Source organism: Pseudoalteromonas aurantia 208, from assembly GCF_014858725.1.
In the GTDB taxonomy this organism is placed as follows: Bacteria; Pseudomonadota; Gammaproteobacteria; order Enterobacterales; family Alteromonadaceae; genus Pseudoalteromonas; species Pseudoalteromonas aurantia.
Map to the genome: position 1 here is coordinate 1,049,768 of NZ_AQGV01000015.1, position 26,600 is coordinate 1,076,367.

Sequence of the window (26,600 nt, forward strand, 5' to 3'; positions counted from 1 at the left end):
AGATTAGCCTTGGCTTTGCAGTGGTAGGTTAGATTGGACCCTGACCTGCGTCAGGGGGACGAGTGGTGGGGGAGTTGGGTGTGATATTGGATATGGGGTTTTGTTTAGCTTTGGTGTGTTTGGTTGGCATGGACCCTGACCTGCGTCAAGGAGACGAGTGATGTGTTGGGTGTGGAGTTAGGTTTAACTTTCTCGTGGTCGGTTGGGGTGGGCCCTGACCTGCGTCAGGGAGACGAATGGCGGGGGGGATGTGGAGTGGGTTTAGCTTTCGAGTGTTTGGTTGGATGGCCCCAGAGCTTCGTCAGGGAGGCAAATTCGATGAAGGGTATACGGATTGTCGTTAAGTGTTAAAATACAGATGCTGTTGATTTACCAAACGGCTAGTAAATCAACACTCATAGACTAAGGATAGTTAAATGCAGCGATGGACGCGTTTTATAATGATAACTGTACTGGTTATTACTTCGATTTCTTTATCATATTTTTTTAGTAATAGGCAGTTTTGGTTTAGTCCTCTGCATACACAGCCAGCAGTCACTGATCCAACAAAAATATCTGAGTTTCATGTATCGCAACCCTCCGTAATTTTATCTAAAGAATCGACTTATATTCATAATAACCACAAAATGTTCCGTAAAAGTTGTGAAAAAGCCGACTTAGGAGCTGTAAAATATGAGCAACTAGATGGTATTTATACTTGGGTTGATGAGCGAGGAATTAAAAATTTTAGTGATAAAAAACCACACTCTGCGGCAGAGCTTTATCACACTACTAAAAATAATACATTAGACTATTTTGAACTTAACGTGCAAGCCCGAGGGTTGCCTGTTCGGTTTAAAAATCAGCTTTCTGCAAATTTACGGGCCGTTTTTAGAGCTTATGCAACTTTAGTTGGTTTAAAAGTTATGCGTAAGGTGAAGCTAAATCTACATATATTGCCCAATACCAGAGCTTATAACCATGAGGTTAAAAGTTTAGGGGGGGATCCTACCGGAACAACTGGCGTTTACTTTGGTAGTAAAAATACAGCATATATAAAATATAGCACGTTTGAACACACTATTAAGGTGGCAGTTCATGAAGCAGTGCACGCAATTAATGAAGCGGTTATTGGTGATACGCCTAAATGGTTTAACGAGGGGTTGGCTGAATATTTTGAATATACTCATGTACACATGCAAGCCAGTATTATTGAACCGAATAAAAGCTGGGTATCGTTGAATGGACGTCTGTTAAAGTCGGTGATCCAGCCTCGAAAGTTAGTTCATACTAGCCCACATTGGCGTAAGTCGAATTATGCTCAAATGTATAGAAGTAGCTGGGCATTTGTATACTTTTTAGCAAGCGATGATACCCGTAAGTTATTATTAAGAAAGTATTTACTGGCTGAGCAGAGCAACAAATGTGACACGTTGGGAAATGATAAAATTTGGACATACTTAACAGCGCGTCAAGGTAACCTAGAGCACGCGTTTGTACGTTTTACGAAAAGTAAATTAACTGCGCATCGATACTAGGTTAAAAACTTACTCTAATCATACGCGGGATGGGGGCAATAGATGTGATGAGTGCTGCTACTTGATTGGTAGCGCCACTAAGATTAATTATACATCTTAATCGTTTCTGAACTGCCGTAGCAAAGCGAGTTTTTTGGTATTTAATATTAAATTAGTTCAACTTATTTGTAGACAGCCTTAACCTTGCTGTGTACTTTATAACCTCATTTTGGAAATGATTAAACTAAAAGGAATGTATATACATGGAATTATTACTCAATAAAAAATCACTAAAAACACTCAGTAATAAAGATTTACCAATGGCATTAACACCAGTTGCGGCTGGTGGTGCTGAAGATGTAAATTTTACCTTGTATGCAGGTTGCAATACTCGCCCTTCTGATCCTAGGATCTGTGGTGGTACTGGGCGTACTAAGTAATTTAAACGAGTGGCTAATATGATTAATATTGGCCACGCTTTGTCAATTTAGCACTATTTTAATTATTGCTACCCACCTCGTTTATTACCTACTTTACTTTAACTCTTATTTTTACTTTACATCATTTACTGCCAAGTAGCGTGAAAGCTCAGCATTGTCGTTTTGAACGTGTTTTAGAATCTATTGCTTGTGGCGCGCGGGTAATGAGACTTCGGTGACATGAAAAGCATGGGTCCTGACCTGCGTCAGGAAGACAAATGGTGGGGGCGTTGGGTTGCTTGTAACTGGTGATATTCGCGTTTATGGGATGGTGAGTGGTTTATTTGTCGCCCTGAATTTATTTCAGGGTCTAGGTCTGAGATGTTCGAAAGTGAATAATGATGGTTTGATGGGTCCTGACCTGCGTCAGGAAGACGAATGGAGGGGGTGTTGGGTTGCTTGTAAGTGGTGATATTCGCGTTTATGGGATGGTGAGTGGTTCATTTGTCGCCCTGAATTCATTTCAGGGTCTAGGTTTGGCGTAGTTCGAGAGTAAAGGGTTAGTAATAATCATGGGTCCTGACCTGAGTCAGGAAGACGAATGGAGGGGAGTTGGTTGTTGGGTTTAGTTTTGGCGTGCTTGGATGAGCCCTGACTTTCCTCAGGAAGACTAATGGTGGGGTAGGTGGGTGGCAGGAGAATAACGGTAGGAGCTTTAAAAAGTTGCGCAACGAAGTGTTATAATATAACGTATCTTGTTGGGTCGTGTTATTAGCGCTTCGTCATCGCTAATGATCAAATCAAAACCGTCAATTTATAATTCAATGTGGTCAAAATTATGTCTAATATACCGTCGTTATTGCCAGTTACTGTGCTTTCTGGCTTTTTAGGTGCAGGTAAAACTACCGTTCTCAATCATATTCTAAGCAATCGAGAAGGCCTCAAAGTGGCTGTCATTGTTAATGATATGAGTGAAGTTAATATTGATGCTGTAACAGTACAAAATGAAATAAGTTTAAACAGGGCTGAAGAAAAGCTAGTTGAAATGAGTAATGGCTGTATTTGTTGCACACTCAGAGAAGACTTGCTTGAAGAAATAACCCGTTTGGCCAATGAGGGCAAATATGATTATTTGGTTATTGAATCGACCGGTATTTCAGAACCTTTACCGGTGGCCGAAACATTCACGTTTGCAGATGAAAATGGCATTAGCTTATCGGATGTTGCCCAGTTAGATACCATGGTGACTGTGGTCGATGCGGTTAACTTTTTAAAAGATTACGATGAAGCCAGATCTTTACACGAAGTAGGTGAAAGCTTGGGTGAAGAAGACGAGCGCAGTGTTGCTGATTTATTGGTTGAGCAGGTGGAGTTCGCCAATGTGTTGTTAATTAGTAAAACGGATTTGATTTCTGACACTGAGTTAGCTCGCCTTAAAAGTATTTTAAAAACGCTCAATACCGATGCTGAACAAATTGCCATTTCAAATGGGAATGTGCCTTTAAAGCAGGTGTTAGCGACCGGTAAATTCAGTTTTGAAAAGGCAAGTGTTGCAGCGGGTTGGTTAAAAGAAATGCGCGGTGAGCATTTACCTGAAACAGAAGAGTTTGGTATTAGCAGCTTTGTGTTTGAAGCGAGGCGACCGTTTTATCCTGAAAAGTTTTATAACTTTTTACACAGTAAAGAGATCGCGGGTAAGTTGATCCGATCAAAAGGCTTTTTTTGGCTGGCAACAAGGCCGCAATTTGCAGGAAGTTGGAGCCAAGCGGGGGGAATGGCAAGATATGGTGCTGCTGGGCTTTTTTGGAAAGCTGTGCCAGAACAAGATTGGCCAACGGACCCTGATTACCGTCAAGCAATAGAAGCGCAATGGATTGAGCCGTTCGGTGATATGCGCCAAGAGCTGGTTTTTATTGGTCAAGGGTTAGATAAGACCGATATTATCAATCGATTAAACGCGTGTTTATTAGAGGATGACGAACTGCTAAAAGGCGCACCATCTTGGGCTAAATTACCAGACCCATTTCCATTGTGGGAATGATGCCTCTTAGGAGTTTAAGTTGGTTTGTCATTTTGAATTCAGTGAGTAATTAATAGCGGCGATTCCTTATTGGCACTGACCTGCGTCAGGGAGACGCATACTCTCCTTTTTTGTATGTTATGAGTTCAGATACTCTTCATTCGTCTCCCTGAATTTATTTCAGGGTCCACTTGTTGTGTATCAAGTGAGAGTTTTGAGGGCTATTCAGCATGGGTCCTGACCTGCGTCAGGAAGACGAAGAGTGGTGAATTGATCACGAGATTGTATTTCGTAGCGGCGCAAGCTTTAGCATTTTGAGTTATAGACTTACCTGTCTCCCTGAATTTATTTTAGGGTCCACTTTTTGTGTAGCAAGTGAGAGTCTTGAGGGTTATTCAGCATGGATCCTGACCTGCGTCAGGAAGACGAAAAGTGGTGAATTGATCACGAGATTGTATTTCGTAGCGGCGCAAGCTTTAGCATTTTGAGTTATAGACTTACCTGTCTCCCTGAATTTATTTTAGGGTCCACTTTTTGTGCAGCAAGTGAGAGTCTTGAGGGTTATCTAGCATGGATCCTGACCTTCGTCAGGAAGACGAAAGAAGGAAGCGAGCTGTAGCTATGGATCCTGTTCTGCGTCAGGAAGACGAAAGAAGGAAGCGAGCTGCAGCCATGGATTCTGTTCTGCTTCAGGGAGACGCATACTCCCCTTTTTGTGAGTTATCAGTTTAGATACTCTCCCTTCGTCTCCCTGAATTTATTTCAGGGTCCACTTGTTGTGTACCAAGTGAGACTCCTGAGTGTTATTCAGCATGGATCCTGACCTTCGTCAGGAAGACGAAAGAGGAAGTTGGCATGGCGTTCCACACTTTTCGTCGTTCTGAACTTGTTTCAGAATCTATAGCTTAAGAGGTTGACTATTTATTCTGAAACAGTAAGTGTGCGATAGGTATCGTATGCAAATTGGTCTGTCATGCCGCTGATGAAATCTTGTAACAGTCGGCAGCGGTAGTAAAACTCGTATATAGAATTGGTTGCATGTTCTGGCGGGAGCTCTGCAACACTTTGCTGATAAACCGCGACAAACTTTTTCGATATACGTTTTACGAGCCTTTTTTCTACTGGGTAAGCCCTCCCATTTTCAAGTAAGTCAGTGAATTGAGTACTTGAGAGATCTAATACTCGTTGATATTCATTGAGTATTCCACTGGTAATTTTGTAACCTTGGAGCTCTAATTGCTCAACTTCTTTATGAGAGAATACGTGCTTTAGAGCCACATTTTTAAGCGCTTGAGTTACACAGTGTTGATAGCCGTTATCTTCTAATAGAGCTTCGTTAAAATGGCCGTGGTAAATGGCATCTAGGTTGTCGACAAATCGCTGTGTGGCGTGTGTGACTAACGGGTGTAATAGCTTAACTCTTAAAAAAATAAAAAATTCATTTTCAAAATTGGCAGGGTTGATTTGGGCTTTTTTAAAGGCGCTATCAACTTTATCTTTCATATAGCTACTATCATTAAGGCGCTGTTTTTTGACGATTTGGGTGTACTCATCGATTAACAACCCCTTTAGTTCTAATACGGTGATAATACCTTTTTCAACCGCATCTTCCATGTCTGCTAAGCAATAAGCTATGTCATCTGCGGCTTCCATTATATAGGCAGCTGGGTGGCGGTTACCGGCTTCAATGTTGAGTGTGTTCCACAGTTGCGTCACAAATTTATTTTCGCTGTAGTAAAAGCCGACTTTTTTTTGCAAGTATGATTTATTGTTCGGCACCTGTGATTTTGGAGTGGTTGCTGCACGGGTATATTTCAGAATACTGGCTGTTTGGCTGTAGGTAAGATTGAGGGTTGAAAGGGTGTGTACGATGCGTATTGCTTGGGCATTGCCTTCAAAGCTACATACATCAAGCAAAAGTTGCTCAGTGAGGGTTAATTCACAGCTTTGTGTTGCATTCAATGCTGTATGTGATGGTGTGTTGTATTCACTGTGATTTAGTAAATAGCGTTTGAACCAGTCGTTTATTGCGGCTTCACCAAAATGACCAAATGCAGGGTTGCCAATATCGTGCATAAGGCAAGCCATTTCACATAATGTGACGAGTGCGCTTTCTAAATCTTCCTGTGAATTTGATTGAATATAATGGTGCAAGCCACGCTTTTTTAGCTCTGCAATAATAGACTGAGCAATAAACCGACCATTTTGTTGTACTTCTAATGAATGGGTTAACCGTGATCGTACCGCGGCGTTGCGCTCTAACGGAAATACCTGAGTTTTTTGTTGTAAACGCCGTAGTGCTGCACTGTTGATAATACGGCCTCTGTCACTTTCTAAACTGCTATTGACGTTGCCTCGCGTATTCCCTTGCGTATTGTATGGTCGTAGTGTGTTTATTTTGCTGCTAAAAGTCATGATTTGATTCTGCGCAATTGAAAGTTAAGTATGTAATTTAAAGGCTTGTATATTTTTTGTAAACACAAATGGCGATTATTCACGCAAAAGCGATGACTTTCCCGTTCATTGGTTTGATTAAAAATAATGTCATCCTTAACATTATTTTTTCTAAGCGATTATACGAAGTGTGTTTCCTTTAACTTTAAATACGTAATGCGATTAGCTAAAAAGTTGGTACTGATAGCGTAGCTTCCCACCTACCCAAGTTTGTAATACCGGTATGTCGCGTATTTTTCTTGCGTCACTAATTGTGAGCGGATCTTCAGCTAAAATAACGTAATCGGCCAGTTTGTTTTTAGCTAAACTGCCCACCCATTCATCAACATGGCATTGCCAAGCTGCATCATACGTAATGGCCTTGAGAGCTTGTTCTCGGGAGATGCATTCACTTTCATTTAACACGTGGTGCTTGGGAGATTTTTCCATAATACGGGTTACTGCTTGCTCCATCATGCGTAACGGGCCAGTTGGGCTCACTGATAAATCACTGTGTAAGGTAATTCGGCTATTTAGGTCAAGCATGGTTTTGCAGCGGTCGAGCATGTGCGACTTACTCTTGAAGATAACTTTTTCAAAGGCATAACCCCAGTAGCCAACATGGCCAATTAAAAAGCTCGGTGAAATACCAATTTCTTGCATACGTTTTGCGCTGTAGTCGCTTAACAAAGAGCAATGCTCAATACGGTGGCGTTTATAAATACCCGACTCGCCAACCAGCGCGTTTTCAAATACATCAAGCGCAATATCAATGGCGTGGTTACCATTGGCATGAATTAAAATAGGCCAGCCTTTATTGATAATGGTATTCACCATTTTTTGATAGTTTGGTTTATTGCTGTCGGTTTGTTCTGTGGCGTCATAACTATAATTGAAAATTCCGTAATTATTGACGGGGTTACAACTGTACTGTTCTGACTGATAACCGGTTAACCCTTGGTTGGAGCCATCGGAAACTAACTTGACACCCGCTTGAAACACTTCAGCTAAGCTTTGCTCGGTGATGGGCGTAAAGTCAGTCAATGCTTCTGCATCGGCAACTGATTCGCACAGTTTTGCGTAGCCAACGCGCATATTATGCGGAGTGAATTTTCGATAGAGCTTTAACATTTCACACATCATTGGCTTCATACCTGCTTCATACATCATAGTGACGCCACGTTTATTTGCGGTAGAGAAAATTTCAGCAATGTAGCGAGGTAAGTGCTTTAACGCCGCTAAATTTTGAGATGTAGGTATGGCGTTAAAAGCAGGGGAAATTTGCGTGAGCTCTTGCAAAGCCCCTTGCTCGGTTATGTTGTTAACAAAGTTAGCTTGTTCATCAGCGGGGAAAAATGGTTTAATTTGCTCTAGGGCTGCGGTGTTTACATAAGCGGTGTGTAACGATGCTGACATAAGGAATATTGGGGTGTTGTCATCTCTTAAATTATCTAATGCTATAACGGTGATATCAGCAAGTTGTGGTGCGCTGTCTTTACATTCCCCTTCATACTCAAAGGGCATAAGCGCAGGATCAACGCCAGTACCTAAAATCCAATCTCCCGGCTTTTCAGGCGCAAACTGCTTAACTTGGTTAAGTACGTAATCTAGGCTGTAATCTGGGTTTAAATGCTGACCCGTGAACGTGCCTAAATCAATCCAACCCATGGTCAGTGCTGTAGGAACAATATGCACATGAGGTTCAATTAAACCTGGTAAGAGTGTTTGGTTTTCTTCTAATACAAGGTGATTGTTGGGTTGCATACCAAGTGCGCGCATTTGGGCACTTACATCACTCAAATTACCTACCGCAAAGACTTTGCCATTTGCAAAGCCAATCGCTTCAACTTGGTCGGTTGAGCCGTTAATCATAGGGCGGATCACGCCGCCAGAATACATGACAAACCCTGTAGGGAGTAAAGATTCAGACGTACTAAGTTGTTTTGCATACTCTTTAATTGAATCGGTGAAATGGTTTAAAGACTCTGAGGTTTCGTAATTATTCCAAAGTGGGTTGTGACAAGCACATTGTGCACAGTCGTGATTACAATTGTCGTGATTCATAAGTTACTTCCTTATTATTGATAGCACTGGTTTAGCCATTTACCGTTAAGTGGCACAGTTATTATCCGGTTTAGATAAATAAAATGTTATTACATCTGCTTACACCAATGATTTATATGGTAAATCGGTTTATTAGCCATGGTGGTTAAACGTTGCATGGGTCCTGACCTACGTCAGGAAGGCGAATAGAAGAACGAGCATTTTGCGTCATGAGGACGAAACCCTTCGTCGTTCTGAACTTGTTTCAGAATCCATTAGGTGAAGAGCGCAAGTGGTGTGACGATTGGCATGGATCCTGACCTACGTCAGGAAGACGAATAGAAGAATGAGCATTTTGCGTCATGAGGACGAAACCCTTCGTCGTTCTGAACTTGTTTCAGAATCCATTAGGTGAAGAGCGCAAGTGGTGTGACGATTGGCATGGGTCCTGACCTACGTCAGGAAGGCGAATAGAAGAACGAGCATTTTGCGTCATGAGGACGAAACCCTTCGTCGTTCTGAACTTGTTTCAGAATCCATTAGGTGAAGAGCGCAAGTGGTGTGACGATTGGCATGGGTCCTGACCTACGTCAGGAAGACGAAGGAGGGAAGCTGGCATGGCGTTTTACACCCTTCGTCGTTCTGAACTTGTTTCAGAATCCATTAGGTGAAGAGCGCGGGTGGTGTGACGATTGGCATGGATCCTGACCTACGTCAGGAAGACGAACGAGGAGGGCAATAAAGGATAGCTGAATTGGACCCTGACCTGCGTCAGGAAGACGAAAACACTTTCGTCGTTCTGAACTTGTTTCAGAATCTTTATTGGTAATAAACACCTATTTTGTGACCACTTGGTGCTCAGTGGAAGGTGTTGTTGGTTTTGGATCTTTTCGGTATTCCTGCAGCTTTAGTATTTGCCTTTCAAGCATTTGTGTCGGGACTTGATTATACGCCTTTTCTAACCACATAATGGCAAGATCACTGTCTTTTTTAAATAGGCTATATTGTGCGTTATATTTAAAGATAGGGTTGTATAGTAAACCTAGCAGCAGTTTGGCATGCCAATATTTTTCTTGAGCCGCGCGTTCAAGCAATCGTAATGCCTGTTTTGGTTGTTGCTTGATGATGTAATACAAGCCTGCATTAAAATAATTGTAACGACTTACTCCGGTGCGATCACTTTGTAACTCTATGATTTCTTGCTCAGACAATGACATCAATAACTTCGTAATGTGTGAACGTATCATATTAACAGGAATATTATTAGGGTGCTCTAAAGCACGATTGTAATGTGTTAATGCATGATTGCGAAGTTCGTTACTGTCGGGTTGTGCTTTAAAGCGAAGATGATATACAGTTGCAATACGAATGTTAGCAATACCAGGCTCATAGGGTTTTATTTTTTCAAAACATGCAATAGCCATTTCGTCATTTTTAAGACCAAAATGTTTCATACCCCGTCGTAAATAGGGCGACCAAGTTGCTTCGTCAGCACTCAGTGCTTTTTGTGGTAAGCCTTCGCATGCAAAAGCAGGTGTTGAGCACAGCAGCGCAATGAACATTAAGCTGAACAGCCTCATCTACAAGTTCCTATTATGGGTTTTTATGTTTTTGCAACAGTATTAAAGATGAGCACATTTGGCAATCCGACAAATGTTGATTATTGTAAATGTGTGTAAAGATATTCTTGATTTAATGTTCTAATTAGGCTTTATATTCTGAGGTTTTTGCGTGGCTAACATGAGGTTTTGGTTAAAGAATGAGTTGATATTACTCGCGTAATTATCAACTCATTGAGGGTTGGAAGAACTGGTTTAATTAGGGGGTGAAGTGTGCTTTTAACTGTAAGTTATCAGGGTCATCACCTTCGGTATTGGGTACCCATTGCTGAATACATTCGGTATTTGTTGCACAGCGATCGGTTAAAGCGTGTAAAAAAGCCACAAGGTCTTGTTGTTGATCCGTATTTAATATGGGTTTTACAAAACGTGAGCGTTCAAGGCGTCTTAATGCTGCTTGGCTATTCTCTTGAGCTTGGTCGTTTAAGCTGTCACAGTTTGCGTTGTCAGCAAATTGGGGCAACCCACACGCTCCACCTCGTTGAAAAAATTGTTCAATACTGGTTGCAGGGTCAACATAATGGGCCACAACCTGATCTAATGTCTGAAAAGATCCAGCGTGGCCATAGGGCGCTGTGAGGCCAACATTGAGTAAGCTGGGTATTCTAAACGCAAACTGGTTCCGGCGGGTTGGTTCAATGGCTGCTCGGCCTATATCACTTTTGTTATCCTGCGTGCCAATGCCAAACTGTGGATAAGCAAGGTTAACAAATCCTTCTCGGGTAAATCGAGATCCGCCATGGCACGTATCACACCCTGCACCCCCATCTTCTTTTGATGTGAAATACAATAATGCACCACGTTTTTGTTGATCAGTTAACGCACTGCTGTCGCCATTCATATAACGATGCCAGTCGGTATCAATAAGCACCATGGATTGTTGATATTGACCAAGTGCTAACGCAATACTGTTAAATGTAATTAAATTCTCGGCGGAGTCTTGGCTGTTAAATGCGGCACGAAATTGCGCCAGCCAATCATTGGTAGCAAGGCCGCCCGTTTCTGTACCGTAATCGCCAATGCGTTCAGCCAAATGACGTCTAACCTCTTCATTATTGGTTGCTTGTGCAAATGCATTCCCGCGCATTTCTTCAACTGAAGTAACCGGAAAGCGTGACAGCGCTGCGGTTAGGGTGTCTCCAGCATTGCCATCTGGTGTATTAAAATTAGAGTCAGGGGTGCTTATTTGATCGGTACGGTTTCCTTGTGCATCTTGCACCCGCTCAACACGCCCATCCCAAAATAAGGTGCGGCGCATCAGCCCTGTATTAAAAACAGTTGGAGCATTGCGCGGTATGGTAACCTCGTTATTGATGGCTTTGCGGGCGAGGCCAATGGCATCGTGATCAATGGCATTTGTACCAATACTGAATGAAAGTTGGTCGGCACCACCTAGCTCAGGGTGATGGCAGGTGGCACAGGCGACTGTTTTTTCACCCCCGAGCGCTTTTGAGAAAAACAGTTTCATACCCAATTGTGGTATTGGATTGTCTATCCTTGGGGCTTGACGAGTCTGCCTAATTCTTCTATTCAATCTTTTTTCTGTAATGAGTGTATTAAGCATAGTGTCGGTTGCGTTACTGGCTTGAGTATCAACGTTTTCACTGGATGTATTGAGTTGCATAGGTACTATGTTTTGCGGTGTTTTTAGGTGTTCAACAGGCGCTAAGTTCGCGCTGAATACAAATAGATTACTTAATACTAAAGAACTTAAAATCATATTACATCCAGTTATAAATAATGAGCTTTCAATCACACTGCCAAGCAAATGTGGAAGAAATGTGAATTATTGTTAAAATTACACTTGTGGTTGGTTTTTTATTCTTACGTAATATCTTAAAGTTCATTACTTAGTATTGTTATCTGGGAGCGGGCACGACGAGTTGTAAATTTATTGTGTAATTCAACGACTTTGTATGGCTATATAGGGTGTTTTCCGCTGTGAGTTATGGTTGTTTGTTTAAGTCGTTCGTAACCATGCTAAGCAATGTCGCCATAATTACAGCCCACCCAGCGTAAATGAAGTTTTCATAATTATTATATAGAAAGGCCAAGTTTTTGAACGAATAAACACGGTGTAGTACATACTCTAATGCGGTTATTAGTGATGTAATGGTGAAATATGCATGAGTGACGATCAGCAGTGAGTTATTTCCTCTGTTGTGGTACCAAGGTTTAAATAAAGGAAGCCTAACGATACTGTTTTGATACATGAGCAAGAATATAATTGAAAATGAAATTACAGCTTGTGCAATAAAAATGAGAGAAGAGTGCCACGGTGTTTTGTTATCAAGACTACTTAGAAAATCCATTAGAAATAAAAACGTATAATACTCTATAAGATTCATAAAAAGTAAAATGCTTGTTGATGTGGCAATTACTATGTTTTTTCGTATAACACCAAATGTTAGAAGTAGTACTAAAAGCGAAATATATAACGACATCATGAATTCGGATGAAAGGTACGCAATGGCGAATATGACGAACACAGAATTTTTAATGTTCTGAAGCTGTGCGGCTAGCGGCTTTAAATCAATTTTACATACACTTAACCACTGAAAAAGCTGGCTTGTTTTTGGCTCACAGACCCCTTGTTCATAATTGATGACTGTTTTGCGGTCACAGTCTAGCTTTTTAGCCATCTCAGTTTGCGAGATACCAGCATTTTTCCTTATGGATTTTAAGTCGTTTCCATCAAGCACTTATTTTTTCTACTTAGGGCCTTAACAATTTAAGTAGTGTATACATAAATTATGATTTCTACGTGTCACTTATCTGTTTTTTTAAATCTTTTTCATGGCAGATTATCATTGATAATAGAATTCCTATAACAGAAGCCATTCCTAAATATATTAGAACTTCATAATAGTCATAAATAAAAGAGAGGTGTAGGAGGCCAAAATTGTGATCTATTGTATATTCAATTGCCGTCAGGACTACAATTAAGGTGAGGTATATATAAACCCAAGGGGTAACACCATCAAAAATTGTCAAAGCTACTCTATCTGATTTTGATATCCATCTTGATATTTGAACCCTAAATATTAGTGAAATAACAGCAAGTATACTTGTTGCTATTTGAACTCCAAAATGAATTGCGGCGGAGGAGACTGTGCTTATTTCAGATGCATTTAATATATTTACAGTTAACTCAATGGTTAAGTATTCGAAAATAAAAATAATTAAAAACAATGAGGAAATATGGGTTATATTTATTTCTTTCTTCAGAAATCCATAAGTAATAGCGATTAGTATTGATGTTGTGTATAGTGAACTTGGAATTTCTAAAGAGCCGAAAGTTGAATAAATAACAGCAGTTAGGATTATTGTGAGTATTATACCTGTTGATTTCTTCATGGCTTAGTTAATTCATTTTTTCTTAAGTTTTTGATCAATATTAATTCGTATTGCCTTCTCTGAGATTCTTTTCTTGGTTTGTGCGGGGTTGCTCCACCACTAATGCGAGAGCATGATTTTAAACTAAGTATCTTCATATTATACCCTAATTGACTTCCTATTTAATTATTCTTCAGAGTCTAGTTTATCTCTGATTTTAGCAATTTGACTTGTCAGCGGCTTAATATCAACTCTGCAAATCATTAACCATTTAAACAGTTGCCCCATTTTTGGCTCGCCTACACCAAACTCGTAATTACTGATTGTTTTTCTGTCACAACTCAGCTTTTCTGCCATTTGCGCTTGTGTTATACCGGCCTGTTTCCGCATGGCCTTAAGGTCATCACCATTGATCACGTCCTATCCTTAAATTATCGATGGAAAGGTTATTTTAATTATATTTAACGGAAATATAACATTGTAATCACATAATGTAAACTAGCGTGGATATGATAATATTTATATGCGAATTAGTGAAGGGGTTGTTGGTGTTTTGATAAAATAAATGCGTGGGTATTTATACCGGGTGTGGTTCGCAAAGGAAGAGATTGTATGGGTCCTGACCTGCGTCAGGAAGACGAACGAGCGGGCAATAAAGGGTAGCTGAAATGGATCCTGACCTACGTCAGGAAGACAACGAGAGGGTGATAAAGGGTAGCTGAAATTGGTCCTACGCTCCAAACCCTTCGTCGTTCTGAACTTGTTTCAGAATCTATTATGTGAGGATTGTGAGTGGTGTGACGACTGAAATGGGTCCTGACCTACGTCAGGAAGACAACGAGAGTGGTTTGGTACTCGTGTCATGCTTTCGTCGCTCTGAAGGTGTTTCAGAATCCATTGTGTGAAGATCGCGAGTGGTGTGACGACAGGTATGGGTCCTGACCTTCGTCAGGAAGACGAATGAGAGGGTGGTAAAGGGTAGCTGAAATGGGTCCTGCGCTCCAAACCGTTCGTCGTTCTGAACTTGTTTCAGAATCTATTATGTGAAGATCGCGAGTGGTGTGACGACAGGTATAGGTCCTGTCCTTCGTCAGGAAGACGGGAATAAAGGGTAACTGAAATGGATCCTGCGCTCCAAACCCTTCGTCGTTCTGAACTTGTTTCAGAATCCATTATGTGAAGGCCGTGGGTGGTGTGACGACTGAAATGGGTCCTGACCTTCGTCAGGAAGACGGGAATAAAGGGTAACTGAAATGGATCCTGCGCTCCAAACCCTTCGTCGTTCTGAACTTGTTTCAGAATCCATTATGTGAAGGCCGTGGGTGGTGTGACGACTGAAATGGGTCCTGACCTTCGTCAGGAAGACGAATGAGAGGGCAATAAAGCGTAGTTGAAATAAGTCCTGAATTGCGTCAGGAAGGAGGAATAGGGATATAAGCGTCTGGGTCCTGACCTTCGTCAGGAAGACGGGAATAAAGGGTAACTGAAATGGATCCTGCGCTCCAAACCCTTCGTCGTTCTGAACTTGTTTCAGAATCCATTATGTGAAGGCCGTGGGTGGTGTGACGACTGAAATGGATCCTGACCTTCGTCAGGAAGACGAATGAGAGGGTGATAAAGGGTAGCTGAAATAGGTCCTGAATTGCGTCAGGAAGACGGAATAGGGATATAAGCGTCTGGGTCCTGATCTACCTCGGGAAGACGAAAGGGTCGTTTCGCATCAATCTTGATGGTTTTCTACGCGAATGTTGGTTTTAGACCCAGTTACTTCACAGTAAATTGTGCTATTTCACAAGTTATTTATATCGTGGGGAGATTTTTTCACATCATTTACTTAATTATGTTTACAGTCGGTTTTCATAGTAAGTAAGGATATGTCATTGATGACTAGTTTGTTACCACTGGATGTGGCATCTGAATCGTTAAATAAGTTGGGGTTGCGAGATGTGACTAAGTACTCTATTGCAACGAAAAAAATATACATAAAGCATGTGTTTATAAAAAACCTCGATGCAGATATTGTAAAGCCCAAACTCAGCTATACGGATTTTGAGTTTTTTAGGACCACGAATGCAGTTGATGGGTATTGCTATATATTAGTTTACGTTTTCAATAAACGACGTAAGAAGTTTGATATGGCATTTTTCTTAGAAGATGCCGAAGCGATTAAAGGCATTGATATGCTTGAGGCTAAAAAGAGAATGACTGATTTACATACCATATCTCGTAATATACGCGGTGCGTTACTAGGCCAGTTTTAACCGCATGGCCTAGCGCGAATCCCCATGTCTATTGTTTATCACGTCGGGGCCACTCAGTATAAAGGGTGAATTGTACCTGCTGCGACATTATGTCACACCCTTCCTGTGATTATTCGAATTATACTACTCCCATCTTTTTGAAATAATAACAATAATAATATGATCAAGTCTTTACTTGTTTGGCATAGGCGCTTTGCCTTGCTATGTGTTATTCCCTTTATTGTGTGGGCGCTAAGTGGTTTGTTACACCCCGCTATGTCGCACTTTGCCAAAGCTGAACGGTTAAAAGCGCCTTTAGTGAGCGTCCCTGAACATATTTTAACAACCGCGTTGCCATTAAAGCGGGTTTTAGCTGATCATCAGGTGACTGAATTTAGTCACGCAAGTATTGTTGAATATGACGATGATTATTATTATCAGGTGATTGTGGCCGGTATAGACACTCGGCGTACGGTTTATTATTCAACCCGTACAGGTGTAATAAATAGGGCCTTGAATGATGAGCTTTATGCTCGTTATTTAGCACAAATCTGGTCTGGTCAGCTGGCGTTAGAAGTCGCATTAATTAATGAATTTAGCCCTGCATATGCTGAAATAAATCGTATGCTGCCGGTGTATCGTGTCACCTTATCGAATGAAAATAACCTCTATGTTGATACCTTAAGTAAGCGCATTGCGGCACATAATACGCCCTTAAGGGAAAGTTTATTGTTTTGGTTTAAGCAACTTCATACTTTTGAGCTTGTTGGAGGGCGGCATGATTTATGGCGTATTATACCCATGCTGGCTATCTCATTATTACTGTTTGGCACTGCTACTTTTGGCTTGTTGAGTTATAGCTTGTTATGGCGACGTTTAAAAAACAAACGGGTTAATACACCTGTATTACATCGTTCATTCGGTGTGGTTTTAAGTGTATGTATGTTGGGCTTTTCGACAAGCAGTATACATATATTAGTTGATAAGTTTTTCCCCGAGACGTTTAGGGCGTTGTCACCCGGCAACGCTATTTTCACAGCCTCTTTAACCCACGACCCTGTTAATGATTTGCTCCAAGCACAAGGTGACAACTTTCAGTTAGTGGTTATTGGTGAACAAATTTTTACTCAGGTTATTAAGCAAGTGAAGGCACAACATAAGCCTGTGCTTGATTTTAGTTATTGGCGTGGTGAGCGCGCTGATGTCACAAGTGTTGATGTGGCCACCTCACTACTTTCAAGGCAACTTAACGTCGCAGGTGCCGTGTCTCATTGGCAAAAGGTTGATAAATTTGGCCCGACTTATGGGTTTATTAATAAGCGTTTGCCAGTTATTCAGGTTAGCTACGCACATACGCCAGATGTACTTTATAGTGTTGAGCCCCACACTGGGTTTATTGCCAGTGTTGATGGCGACTGGCAAACCGCACGGAGTTGGCACTTTGGGTATCTTCATAAATACCATTTTTTGAACCCATTAGGCAGAGGCACGCGTGATATTATAATGACCTTTATATGTATTGGGCTTGTCATTACCGCAGGGTTTGGCGTGCGTTTGTATATAGGTCGTCGTTATCGTCAAAAACAAGCCTGCGCGCGCCGTGTATTACATCCTGTAGTAACCCCAATAAAAAGTAATTAATTAAAATAACAACTTAGGAATATTTAGCATGAAGCAACGCTTTCGTTATTCGCTTATATCGTTGTCAATTTTGTCAGCGTGTTCACTGAATGCAATGGCAAACTATGATGATGGCATGGATGAAATAGAGCAAATAACCGTTACCTCAACCCGTACCGCTAAATCGAGTACTGAATTGGCCTTGAGTATTGGCAGTGTATCAGAAGACGTTTTAAACAATGACAATAGCCAGCATTTATCTGAATCATTGCAAACCATCCCGGGTGTACTATTAAACCAATTGTCGGGCGGTCAGGGGCACAATGCAGCAATTAGAATGCCTATAAACTATGGTGGCTATACGCTCTACCTACAAGATAATGTGCCATTACAATCCGCTGCTTTTTATAATCACAATGCACTTTGGTGGGCAAGCAGTAATTCATCACTTTCACGCCTAGAGGTAATGAAGGGCGCGGGAACCAGTTTGTATGGGTCAGGTGCTGTTGCAGCAACGGTAAATATATTATCGGCGCCAGTAGATTCAGATAAAAATGAGGCTGGCATCACATTGGGTGAAAATGGTTACGCTCGCTATCAAGGCAGTGCGACACACCATTTATCAGATCAAAATGGCGTGAGGGTATCAGGAGCGTACCTAAGTAATGATGGTTGGCGTGACAATAGTCGCGTTGAAAAAACCGAGCTGAACGTGTTGCACGAAGTGAGTGTTGCCGACAAACATTCGTTTAAAACCAGTATAATGGCCTCATCTCTTGATCAACAAATGTTGAACGCCTTGACGGCCGATATGTTTGCACAAGACCCGTCGCAATCAGGGTTACCAGCTGAAGTGATAAAAATAGATCCTCGGCGTAAAACTGACTACTTTCGTATTAGTTCAGAGTATCAGTATCAAGGTAATGGTGTTTTTGCGTCGATTATTCCTTATGCGCGTTATCGCAGTAACGATTATATCGCAACGTGGCAGCCCAATATGCCGCAGGTTGAGTCAAGCGTAAAAACGATAGGCGTACTTGCATTAAGTAATTTTAGCCACAGTGATGATTTTGAAACCACCATTGGTATTGACTTAGAATATTCGCAAGGTGATGCATTTTCTTTTCAAGCAGCCACCAGAACTACATCGGGTTGGGGGGCGGCAACGTATCCAAAAGGGCATGTATTTTATGATGATAAAACGCGCTTTAAAGGCATAGCACCTTATATTCAGCATGTGGGCTCTATCACGAGCCAGCTGAGTTATTCATTAGGGTTAAGATACGATAGCAATGAATATGAGTTTGAAAACAACTTAGCGGTTTACGATGACGATGGGTTTGGCAATCGCTCGATAGCAGACAGAACAGACACGTTTGACCATATGAGCCCGAAGGCGAGTTTGAACTATCAATTAGATGATACCAGTAATGTGTATGTGCGTTTTGCGAACGCAATTCGCATTCCAACTGCGTCTGAGCTGTATCATTTAAAAACCAAGGAAACCAGCGCTCAGTTGAGTTCTTTAAGTGAGGAAACGTCAGATACTTACGAAGTGGGTTATAAGGTAAATCTTGACGCGTTCTCGCTAGAGTTGGCGTATTATATTATGGCTGTAGATGATGCCATTGTCACAGCGTATGATGATTTTGGTGCGTCTTATCGGGTAAATGCTGCAAGTGTTGAGCATCAGGGCATAGAGCTTGGTGTGAATTATCAATATTCTGATTCTGTATCGGTTGCGTTTGCATACAGTCAATCGGATCATGAATTTGATCATTATATTGAAGACCAAGGCCGAGTCGATTATAAGTCTAAAGAGAGTAAAGCACACGACTTGTCAGGCAACAGTTTACAAATGGCTCCTGAGTATGTGGCGAATTTAAGGCTTAACTATAATAGCCGTGCTATTGAAGGACTGAATATCATTGCAGAGCTACAAAGCATTGGTGATTACTGGATGGATGCTAAAAATACGCAAAAGTATTCAGGCTATACAGTCGCCAATTTGAAGTTTAACTATGATTTATCTGATGCACTTAAACTGCATGTACGCATTGCAAATGTGACGGATAAAAAATATGCCTTACAAAGTGAATTAAGGTATGGCAAAGAGCGAATTCAACCGGGTGCGCCGCGTACCATGTATGCAGGGTTAAATTACTCATTTTAAAAAGTCGTGTTGGTTTGTTCAACATAGATGAAACGAGTTAGCCATTACGCTCAGCCGTATTGAAACAAGGCGCATGTCATAGTATGCGCCTGTTTTTATTAAGCTCGATTGTTAAAGATCATGCCTGAATGGCTAGAACCATTGCTCGCAAATAAACTTTGTACGAGCGTAGAGGTTTGTTTTTTTATGACCAATTGAACATTTTGTAGCTGTTCATCAAGCTGTTCTTTCAATTTAGCTACTTGTGCTGTTTGTTCATCTTTAGACAGCGTTTTGTCTGCGCGTACTTCTCCTATCCTTGCTTGCAGTATTCTTATATTGCCGACTATTTTTTCTTGGTCGCTTATGTCTTCTTTTCTGTTTTTTGCAGATGCTTGGGCTGCGTCATCTTGGCTTTTTTCTGGCTCTACGGGTGTCGAAACGGGTTTATTGTCCGTGTCAGTTGCCTGAGTATTTGCTGCATTGTTCTCCTGTGCTGTTTTCGTAGATGTTTTGGCTAAATTATTAATGTCTAGATTTGAATATGCTTGTGGAGGTAATGAATTAAAGTTCATACGATCAAGGCCCTTACGCGACAGAAAATTGGCTGAGTGTTTATATCTGAACAGGAAAGCACTAATCGTACCAATTATAGATATTTTAAAGACTTAACATAGGCGTGTATTTTGTCTCTAAAGATCATCTACATATTTCGCTGCTCTGAAGGTGTGTCGTAATTCGTGTATCGTTATCGCTTGGGTTGGTTAGTAAAGGTATGGGCCCTGACCTGTGTCAGGGAGACGAAAATACTTTCGTCGTTCTGAACTCGTTTCAGAGTCATTTGGTGAGGTATGTGTTTATGGATCCTGACCTTCGTCAGGAAGACAGAATAGGGATATAAGCATCTGGGTCCTGACCTGCGTCAGGAAGACGAATAGGAGGACGAGCACTTTGTGTCAGAGAGACGATACTCTTTCGTCGCTCTGAAGGTGTTTCAGAGTCTATACCGATGGATGATTGACGATATAGACTCATGGACACTAGCCGACCCCAAGGGCCTTTAGTCGTTTTTTTATAATGGGGTTGTCGGTTGAGTTAAATAAGTTTTTCAAGCGAGTTTTATTTTGTTGGTTGAGTACCACGCCTGAATCAGACAATGTGCGAGCGAATGCGTCAACACTTTGCACTGTGGGGTTTTTTAATAACGCGGTGATGATTTGTCCGTGATAGTGTGGATCTGTTGATAGTAATTTAACCGCATCACGTTGAATGTCTGCTTGTGGGTGCTGCAAAAGTTTCGCAACGGTCGGTAACAAATGAGGAATTTTGCTATTTCCAACAGCAAGTATGACTGTGCCTAAGTGCTGCTCTCCATTGAGGGAGTTTAATAAAAATGTCTCAACCGAAGCTTGTTGTTGTGGGGTAAACTTGGCCATTGACCCTAAATTTAGCAAAGCTGTTTTGGCTAATGGACTATTTGGCTTGTCTGCGATGGTTGCTAATGCATTAAATGAGATGTTTGACGACGCCCCAAAGCGGCCCAATGCAATAAGTAGTTTTTGTTTAGTCTGAATATTAACTTGCTCAGTAGAAAGTAAATCAGTGAGCATCTGTTCAGCAAGTGGGCTTTGTTCTTTTTGTAACGCGTAAATAATTGCTGAGCTGGCAGTTGGGTCTTCCTCGATGAGTGCAACGAGTTCAGATAAATCATATTCACTGAGCAGGTGTTTCCCAATCTGCTTGGCTAATAGTGGGTCTAGCGATGTTTTTAGTTCTAAGATTGCGTCTTGTAATGCTTCAGGGCCTGTAATTTCTCGTGCAACCGGTGATTGAGAAGCCTTTGTCAAAGTGGCATTGTGATTGCGACTTACTGCTATTAGCGGCGTCGGTTGATGATTCAGGCGGGTAATATGCACTTTTTGTATTACCCGATATTTTTGTGCATTGTTTTCCCATAGGTTCTCAGATGAATAGCTGACCTCCAAAGGGGTGTCCTGGTTAGTTAAGGTCATTGTCCAGTGCTCTTGCTCATCATTAATCGCGGATGCGGAATGAAGCTGACGCGACTCAAGGTGACGGTCTATCTGATCACCTAACCTGTTATATGAGTAGGTTTTCATTCCATGCGCATCGTTAAACGTCAAGGTTGACTGCTCTGAGAAACTCATTAAGTTAAGTATGTTAGGTAATACATTTAACGTATGCTCACTGGGTAAGGCGAGCAAGTCTACTTGCGTTATCTCAGTGCCACGACGGTTAAATATAAATGGCAACTGTGGTGTTAAAGGCTGTGGCTTGCCATTGTTCATAAACACAATATCGGTCAATAGGCCTTGGTTGACTTGTGTATTGTCTAAGTGCATGTGCCAACTAAGAGATGAATGGGTTATGACGGCTTTATTTTCGGCGAGCACGGCTGACTCTATTGTTACGGAGTATGTGTGTTGCAATATTTTTTTCGGTGCACTGTGTGAAATAGGGTTTTTAAATAAGGTTTGCTCTACCTGCTCTTCTTTATGCTGCGTGAGGTAAAGTATGCATCCAGTACACAAGGCAAGGAGTAATAAAGTTGCTTTTAGCTTCATGGTCAATTCCTGTTGTGGTGATCAGTTAGATCACCACGGTGTTCAATACAAAAGGTTATAGCGTGTCCCATTGTGGGCTAGCGTATTCATATAATGTGTATTCACGTTGATAAAGTGGATCCCATTTCATGACATCAACATTGAATTGCAGTAAACCCCATAGCTTTTTGCAGTAAGCTTGAATTTTTCCGTCTCCACCACTGAATTGAGTGGTCACTTTTAGCTCCAAAAAGCCTTGTTCTATTATTTGTTCATCTTGTTTAATGCGGCGGATCCCTGCTTCCACGTACCCTTTACCTTTTACTTTTAAAAGGCTTAACTTTCCTTTAACTCCGGCTTCAGAAATACCATGACCAAATGATGCGTATGCTGAGCTACTTACTACTCCCCCAACATAAGGCGCAACTTCTGCGTAAATGTAATCTGGTCGTCTAACACCATCAACTTCAAAAGGTTCTTCGTTGTTGTGACCACCAATGACACCACCAACCGTAAAATCGGCACCAGCTTCGATACCGGCACCAAATTTAACGCCAAGCTTTAATAGACCTAACGGATCAAGTGGTAACTCAACTTTTGGCTTGATTGCTTCAGGTATTAGATCGAAATAATACTCAACAGGGTAAGTGATTGATGCGTTTAGCAAGTCGTCACAATTGGGTTTAAATGCAGCAACGCTATCTTCACCAACGGTTAAATTAAATGTCATACCTTGTGTGCAATCAAGCTTACTTGGGTTGAAGGAAAATTCGACAGAGCCAACTGCAATTTTAAAATTGCGATTGTGAAGTTTTAACCAATTTCCTGCTTGATAAAAACCACTGGTTGCCCCTTTACTCGTTTCATCTACATACATCCACCCTTGTTGATCTCTGTATTGGTGAGAGCGACCCACTGCGTTGTTTTTATTGATAACACGTGATTTCTGCTCTACGTAACCAGGGTCTTTGTATAGGTAGGCATTGGCGGTTGGTGCGAATGCCAATGCAGTTAAAGCTGTTGCAAAGAGCGTTGATATTGTTTTCATGATTTCCTCGAAAGTTGTTGTGTGTTTTATGTTGTGTTGCGCAACGCAGAGCAAGATACATTACAATATTTACAATTTAGTTACAGTTGTACCGGTAATTTTGTAAAATTAGTGTGTATTTATTCTTTTTGGGTACTCTGTGACACGGATAAAGTGAGGAGAAATAATGCGTGTTTATGGCATGTTGATGCCTTAAATTATTATTTTTGAGATTGGGTCATGGTGTTATTGCACGCTTCAGTGTTGATGAGGGAGTGATTGCATCTGGCTTTATTACTGGACGAGGTGAGCTGGCTTTTCGTCGTGGAGTGCCTATTACATGGCAGCTTTTTTGTTTTATATGTTAGGCTTACAATGACTAAATGGTGGTTAAGCAGATTGTCAGTTAATGCTGATTGGGGTGGCAGTAATTTTATGGCTTTTAAACGTATTATTGTGGCGGTTATCGTTATTGTTGTATGTATTTGGTTTTTTCTCGACTTTCAAAGCAAAAGCACAGCCATGCCTTCCCCCGACTTGTCAAAACATGTGGTCACAGTTCAAACGGATAACGCATTACCGCCAGAAATTCGTAAAACAACGATTGCAGCCCAACCTCAGAGAAAGCTTGAACACAAACAATGTGATCTGAGCGGGTTCTTTAATTATCAAAGAGACTCAGCTAAGCGGTTGGCTGAAACGCTTGGCCCTGAATTTTTTCTATTTGAAAGTGTTATTAATCAGCAGCTTAAATTAAAAGTTTATCATCAAGGCGTCATCAATACGACATTCACTACAAAGTTGGTTACACGATTAAGGAGTGTACATACTCATTACTTGCGTATGCTAGGACAAAGCGCGGCCAAGCCCATTGATGTGAACTTAATTATTATGGATAGTCGCGCAGCTTATGAAGATCATACCTCGCAAGGGGGGTTTGACCCTCGTTCAAGCCAAGGTGTCTTTTTTCATGGTAACAACTCCGCTTTTGTCGAATATAAGGGAGATAACACGACTTTGAAAACCGCCATTCATGAGGCTGTACATGCAATTAATCTGAGGCTCATTGGTAGTATGCCTCGCTGGCTAAATGAAGGGTTGGCTGAAACATTTGAAAGCGTTAATGGTCACCGTGGCTTTGACGTAGATTACCGAATACTGAATAGAACACCTATGGAGCTGTATTCGGTGCTCGATTCTGAAACTCAGTGGGGCAGTATTGATACAGCTCAATTATACTTTAGTGGTTGGGCATGGGTACATTATATGCTTAATGACGTTCCAGCAGAGCAAGCGTTATTGGCTTTGCTGAGACAAGAGCAGCAGAATATGTGCGTGATGTTATCAAGTGAGCAAATTGCGGGCTTATTGGAAGCTGCCCACCCAACCATTGAACAAGCGTTTAATCAATGGCGAATGGACCGCTTAGCAACTCACTAAAGTGAATGATACGCACGTCGATCGAGTGTGTAAGCAAGTGTGGCATTCATAGTTTTGTTAGCAGTTGTTTGGCTGTATCACGTGTTAAGCACGCAGCCATCGGAGTTTTCTTGAACTTGTTGTTACTGACCGTACGATTAATGCCTTTGTGAGTCAGGTTGTCGCTTAAAACATTCACACGACAAACTGTATTTTCATTGTTATTTGAGTATATAAGCTCAACTTTATCAGCCCACATAATTAAGTTTTTATACGGGTAACCTTCAGCAGTATTGATTGTTTCTTGCTGACTTTCTGTGGCGTGTACCATATTTGTCGACAATATATTGGCAGTGAGTAATATAGGTAGTATAAGTAACTTATTCATAGCAATGCTCTTTAGTTGTTTGATGCCTAATGAGTATTAAGTGATTTAAGATTACTGACAAACGATAAAAACTTTACTATGCTTAAGTTTTTCTAATGTGTAATGCAATGCAACTTCCCCCATTAAAAAGTTTAATGTACTTTAAATATGCCGCAGAGTTAGGTAGCTTTAAAGAGGCCGCAGAGTGTTTGTATGTAACACAAGCGGCGATTAGCCAGCAGATCCGCAGTTTGGAAACGCATTTAGCATGTCAATTGTTTGAACGCCAGACAAGAAAAGTAACACTGACACACAAAGGTAAAATGTTGTACCCGCATATTTTACAAGCGTTTGAACATTTAAATACAGGTTTAAAAGCGATAGAAGAAGATCCTTCACCCACGATTTTAAATATATCGGTACTTCCCTCATTTGCAACGTGTTGGCTACTGCCAAGAGTGAGCAGTTTTCAGCAGCAGCATCCAGAAATAAAAATTCGTATAGATCCCAGTGATAGTTTGGTGGACTTTGATTCTGGTGATGCCGACTTAGGGATCAGGTTTGGCATGGGACATTATCCTGACTTACACAGTGAGCAACTGGCCTGTGATGATATGTTATTGGCTTACAAACCCGGGTTGATCAATATCGACAAACCTTTAAAAGCAGAGATCAAGCGTCACAATTTAATCATGGATATTTGTCCTGATGCTGAACGAGCTTGGCAAATTCTGTTTCGGGAAATTGAATTAGAGCAAGAATTTGATCCACATTTTTTAGAAATAGATAATGCGGCGCTCGTGATGCAAGCGACACTTGCGGGGCAGGGCGTTGGTATGCTACGTCGTCAGTTGATCCAACCGCAACTGGCGTTAGGGCAGCTTGAGGTGCTGCCCAGCTTTAAAGTATCGTGTGAGTATCAATACTATTTAGCAGGGCCTGCTGGACACTTTAACTGGCACAAAGTGAAAGTGTTTCAGCAATGGCTACGGGACCAGTTTACAGATCTATAAACTGGTGGCTTATCGTGTGTTGCTGCAATGAAATAGGCCCGATTGGCACTGTGAGGCGCAATCGTTTTATTGACTGAACACAGGTCTACTTTTGCGATTGTTTAGCCATGTCTTACCGAGCCAAAAGCATATGATTAGCAATATAAGGGGCTCAGGTATATGTATTAGAAACGTTTGTGTGATCATATCGGGCAGTGCCTGTGCACCTTGTCCGAAAAATGACCCTATGGCAATGTATAGCGCGAAACTCATGCGCCAAATATGTCTGGTCATGCGTTGGCTGTGCGAAATCCCTTTGTTGATAACAAGCTTTACATCACCGATGAGTGCGACCAATGACAGTAATGCAAAAAAGAAGTAAGGTTCATGACTGAACCCATCAACATGGCCGCTGGGGCTCGTGAGTGCGTTATAGCCAAAATAGGCGCTCGCAACACATAAACCTACACTGGCAAATGGCAGCATATAATCCAATGGTTTGATTGCATGCGGGGGAGACTTAACAATGAGAAAAGCACTCAGTACTAAATGTAGTGTAAATAGCCCGGCAATTAGGGTGATCATCATTGGCTTTATATAGGCAATATAACCGCCAGTTAATGCCATAAGGGTCATTGATACAACGAAAATTTTGCCCGCGTTACGGTGCGGCTTTTTGCCTTTTTTAAGTGCCAATGCAGCGACACCAGAAAGTACGGCGATACTGCCTGTGATAATATGAATTAGCATCATAGGTGACATGTCCATACGACTCTCTTTTATTTGTAGTTGGTTTTATGAGACACCTTATGTTGATTGCTTATTGATGTCGTCCAGCACAATTGGCGAAGAC

The 26,600-nt window shown here is 41.4% G+C and carries 21 protein-coding genes; 8 read left to right on the forward strand and 13 right to left on the reverse strand.

Translation table 11 applies throughout. From position 1 onward, the window contains the following. Positions 1 to 416: 416 nt before the first annotated feature. The 3 genes from PAUR_RS22650 to zigA all read left to right on the forward strand — a co-directional run bounded on the left by PAUR_RS22650 (position 417) and on the right by zigA (position 3,956). On the forward strand, positions 417 to 1,517 hold the full coding sequence (locus PAUR_RS22650; RefSeq protein WP_192509980.1) for a DUF1570 domain-containing protein: 1,101 nt from the start codon (positions 417 to 419) through the stop codon (positions 1,515 to 1,517). Between the two features lie 242 nt (positions 1,518 to 1,759). Then, the gene (locus PAUR_RS22655) at positions 1,760 to 1,936 is read left to right on the forward strand and encodes a hypothetical protein (protein ID WP_192509981.1); all 177 of its coding nucleotides are present in this window, start codon (positions 1,760 to 1,762) and stop codon (positions 1,934 to 1,936) included. Positions 1,937 to 2,753: 817 nt separating this feature from the next. Then, the gene (gene zigA, locus PAUR_RS22660) at positions 2,754 to 3,956 is read left to right on the forward strand and encodes a zinc metallochaperone GTPase ZigA (RefSeq protein ID WP_192509982.1); all 1,203 of its coding nucleotides are present in this window, start codon (positions 2,754 to 2,756) and stop codon (positions 3,954 to 3,956) included. Between the two features lie 900 nt (positions 3,957 to 4,856). On the opposite strand, the gene dgt is transcribed toward zigA, so the two are convergent. The 7 genes from dgt to PAUR_RS22695 all read right to left on the reverse strand — a co-directional run bounded on the left by dgt (position 4,857) and on the right by PAUR_RS22695 (position 13,783). Then, positions 4,857 to 6,350 carry a dGTPase gene (dgt, locus tag PAUR_RS22665; protein WP_192509983.1) on the reverse strand — a complete coding sequence of 498 codons (1,494 nt, stop codon included), beginning with the start codon at positions 6,348 to 6,350 and terminating at the stop codon, positions 4,857 to 4,859. A gap of 201 nt (positions 6,351 to 6,551) precedes the next feature. Then, positions 6,552 to 8,432: an amidohydrolase gene (locus tag PAUR_RS22670; protein WP_192509984.1), complete on the reverse strand. Its 1,881-nt coding sequence runs from the start codon at positions 8,430 to 8,432 to the stop codon at positions 6,552 to 6,554. 815 nt (positions 8,433 to 9,247) lie between these two features. Next, a complete protein-coding gene (locus tag PAUR_RS22675) occupies positions 9,248 to 9,991 on the reverse strand; it encodes an SEL1-like repeat protein (protein ID WP_192509985.1) in 744 nt (247 codons plus the stop codon). Positions 9,992 to 10,229: 238 nt separating this feature from the next. Then, positions 10,230 to 11,750 (reverse strand): cytochrome-c peroxidase, encoded by a 1,521-nt coding sequence (locus PAUR_RS22680; RefSeq protein ID WP_225738555.1) that lies wholly within the window; start codon positions 11,748 to 11,750, stop codon positions 10,230 to 10,232. A 226-nt stretch (positions 11,751 to 11,976) separates the two neighbouring features. Beyond that, on the reverse strand, positions 11,977 to 12,732 hold the full coding sequence (locus PAUR_RS22685) for a helix-turn-helix domain-containing protein (RefSeq protein ID WP_192509986.1): 756 nt from the start codon (positions 12,730 to 12,732) through the stop codon (positions 11,977 to 11,979). A 58-nt stretch (positions 12,733 to 12,790) separates the two neighbouring features. Continuing rightward, entirely contained in the window at positions 12,791 to 13,387 is a 597-nt protein-coding gene (locus PAUR_RS22690; RefSeq protein WP_192509987.1) for a hypothetical protein, read from the reverse strand. Positions 13,388 to 13,552: 165 nt separating this feature from the next. Further along, positions 13,553 to 13,783, reverse strand: coding sequence for a helix-turn-helix domain-containing protein (locus PAUR_RS22695; protein WP_192509988.1), 231 nt, complete (start codon positions 13,781 to 13,783; stop codon positions 13,553 to 13,555). A gap of 1,466 nt (positions 13,784 to 15,249) precedes the next feature. On the opposite strand from PAUR_RS22695, the gene PAUR_RS22700 reads away from it, so the two are divergent. The 3 genes from PAUR_RS22700 (at position 15,250) to PAUR_RS22710 (ending at position 19,399) form a co-directional block, all read left to right on the forward strand. Then, the gene (locus tag PAUR_RS22700; protein ID WP_192509989.1) at positions 15,250 to 15,627 is read left to right on the forward strand and encodes a hypothetical protein; all 378 of its coding nucleotides are present in this window, start codon (positions 15,250 to 15,252) and stop codon (positions 15,625 to 15,627) included. Positions 15,628 to 15,786: 159 nt separating this feature from the next. Next, on the forward strand, positions 15,787 to 17,247 hold the full coding sequence (locus tag PAUR_RS22705) for a PepSY domain-containing protein (protein ID WP_192509990.1): 1,461 nt from the start codon (positions 15,787 to 15,789) through the stop codon (positions 17,245 to 17,247). Positions 17,248 to 17,275: 28 nt separating this feature from the next. Next, complete coding sequence (locus PAUR_RS22710) at positions 17,276 to 19,399, forward strand: TonB-dependent receptor (RefSeq protein ID WP_192509991.1); 2,124 nt, start codon at positions 17,276 to 17,278, stop codon at positions 19,397 to 19,399. A gap of 98 nt (positions 19,400 to 19,497) precedes the next feature. Here PAUR_RS22710 and PAUR_RS22715 read toward each other — a convergent pair whose 3' ends face one another. The 4 genes from PAUR_RS22715 to PAUR_RS22730 form a co-directional block, all read right to left on the reverse strand. Beyond that, entirely contained in the window at positions 19,498 to 19,953 is a 456-nt protein-coding gene (locus PAUR_RS22715) for a hypothetical protein (RefSeq protein WP_192509992.1), read from the reverse strand. 301 nt (positions 19,954 to 20,254) lie between these two features. After that, the gene (locus tag PAUR_RS22720) at positions 20,255 to 20,413 is read right to left on the reverse strand and encodes a hypothetical protein (RefSeq protein WP_192509993.1); all 159 of its coding nucleotides are present in this window, start codon (positions 20,411 to 20,413) and stop codon (positions 20,255 to 20,257) included. A gap of 5 nt (positions 20,414 to 20,418) precedes the next feature. Further along, on the reverse strand, positions 20,419 to 21,963 hold the full coding sequence (locus tag PAUR_RS22725; protein WP_192509994.1) for a hypothetical protein: 1,545 nt from the start codon (positions 21,961 to 21,963) through the stop codon (positions 20,419 to 20,421). A gap of 55 nt (positions 21,964 to 22,018) precedes the next feature. Further along, positions 22,019 to 22,990 carry a hypothetical protein gene (locus PAUR_RS22730; protein WP_192509995.1) on the reverse strand — a complete coding sequence of 324 codons (972 nt, stop codon included), beginning with the start codon at positions 22,988 to 22,990 and terminating at the stop codon, positions 22,019 to 22,021. Between the two features lie 354 nt (positions 22,991 to 23,344). On the opposite strand from PAUR_RS22730, the gene PAUR_RS22735 reads away from it, so the two are divergent. Next, on the forward strand, positions 23,345 to 24,409 hold the full coding sequence (locus tag PAUR_RS22735) for a hypothetical protein (RefSeq protein WP_192509996.1): 1,065 nt from the start codon (positions 23,345 to 23,347) through the stop codon (positions 24,407 to 24,409). 46 nt (positions 24,410 to 24,455) lie between these two features. Here PAUR_RS22735 and PAUR_RS22740 read toward each other — a convergent pair whose 3' ends face one another. Then, on the reverse strand, positions 24,456 to 24,776 hold the full coding sequence (locus tag PAUR_RS22740; protein WP_192509997.1) for a hypothetical protein: 321 nt from the start codon (positions 24,774 to 24,776) through the stop codon (positions 24,456 to 24,458). Positions 24,777 to 24,883: 107 nt separating this feature from the next. Here PAUR_RS22740 and PAUR_RS22745 point away from each other — a divergent pair, with 107 nt between their 5' ends. Continuing rightward, entirely contained in the window at positions 24,884 to 25,768 is an 885-nt protein-coding gene (locus PAUR_RS22745) for a LysR substrate-binding domain-containing protein (protein ID WP_192509998.1), read from the forward strand. 66 nt (positions 25,769 to 25,834) lie between these two features. Here PAUR_RS22745 and PAUR_RS22750 read toward each other — a convergent pair whose 3' ends face one another. Next, positions 25,835 to 26,515 (reverse strand): DUF2306 domain-containing protein, encoded by a 681-nt coding sequence (locus PAUR_RS22750; protein ID WP_192509999.1) that lies wholly within the window; start codon positions 26,513 to 26,515, stop codon positions 25,835 to 25,837. Positions 26,516 to 26,600 lie beyond the last annotated feature (85 nt).

Bases quoted from the DNA above. Each gene is read 5' to 3' on its own strand.
- PAUR_RS22715 (WP_192509992.1), bottom strand. From the start codon at position 19,953: ATGAACTTTAATTCATTACCTCCACAAGCATATTCAAATCTAGACATT.
- PAUR_RS22710 (WP_192509991.1), top strand. From the start codon at position 17,276: ATGAAGCAACGCTTTCGTTATTCGCTTATATCGTTGTCAATTTTGTCA.
- PAUR_RS22700 (WP_192509989.1), top strand. From the start codon at position 15,250: ATGACTAGTTTGTTACCACTGGATGTGGCATCTGAATCGTTAAATAAG.
- PAUR_RS22680 (WP_225738555.1), bottom strand. From the start codon at position 11,750: ATGATTTTAAGTTCTTTAGTATTAAGTAATCTATTTGTATTCAGCGCG.
- PAUR_RS22670 (WP_192509984.1), bottom strand. From the start codon at position 8,432: ATGAATCACGACAATTGTAATCACGACTGTGCACAATGTGCTTGTCAC.
- PAUR_RS22740 (WP_192509997.1), bottom strand. From the start codon at position 24,776: ATGAATAAGTTACTTATACTACCTATATTACTCACTGCCAATATATTG.
- dgt (WP_192509983.1), bottom strand. From the start codon at position 6,350: ATGACTTTTAGCAGCAAAATAAACACACTACGACCATACAATACGCAA.
- PAUR_RS22735 (WP_192509996.1), top strand. From the start codon at position 23,345: ATGACTAAATGGTGGTTAAGCAGATTGTCAGTTAATGCTGATTGGGGT.
- PAUR_RS22730 (WP_192509995.1), bottom strand. From the start codon at position 22,990: ATGAAAACAATATCAACGCTCTTTGCAACAGCTTTAACTGCATTGGCA.
- PAUR_RS22705 (WP_192509990.1), top strand. From the start codon at position 15,787: ATGATCAAGTCTTTACTTGTTTGGCATAGGCGCTTTGCCTTGCTATGT.
- PAUR_RS22650 (WP_192509980.1), top strand. From the start codon at position 417: ATGCAGCGATGGACGCGTTTTATAATGATAACTGTACTGGTTATTACT.
- PAUR_RS22750 (WP_192509999.1), bottom strand. From the start codon at position 26,515: ATGGACATGTCACCTATGATGCTAATTCATATTATCACAGGCAGTATC.
- PAUR_RS22725 (WP_192509994.1), bottom strand. From the start codon at position 21,963: ATGAAGCTAAAAGCAACTTTATTACTCCTTGCCTTGTGTACTGGATGC.
- PAUR_RS22745 (WP_192509998.1), top strand. From the start codon at position 24,884: ATGCAACTTCCCCCATTAAAAAGTTTAATGTACTTTAAATATGCCGCA.
- PAUR_RS22720 (WP_192509993.1), bottom strand. From the start codon at position 20,413: ATGAGTCTATATCGTCAATCATCCATCGGTATAGACTCTGAAACACCT.
- zigA (WP_192509982.1), top strand. From the start codon at position 2,754: ATGTCTAATATACCGTCGTTATTGCCAGTTACTGTGCTTTCTGGCTTT.
- PAUR_RS22655 (WP_192509981.1), top strand. From the start codon at position 1,760: ATGGAATTATTACTCAATAAAAAATCACTAAAAACACTCAGTAATAAA.
- PAUR_RS22675 (WP_192509985.1), bottom strand. From the start codon at position 9,991: ATGAGGCTGTTCAGCTTAATGTTCATTGCGCTGCTGTGCTCAACACCT.
- PAUR_RS22690 (WP_192509987.1), bottom strand. From the start codon at position 13,387: ATGAAGAAATCAACAGGTATAATACTCACAATAATCCTAACTGCTGTT.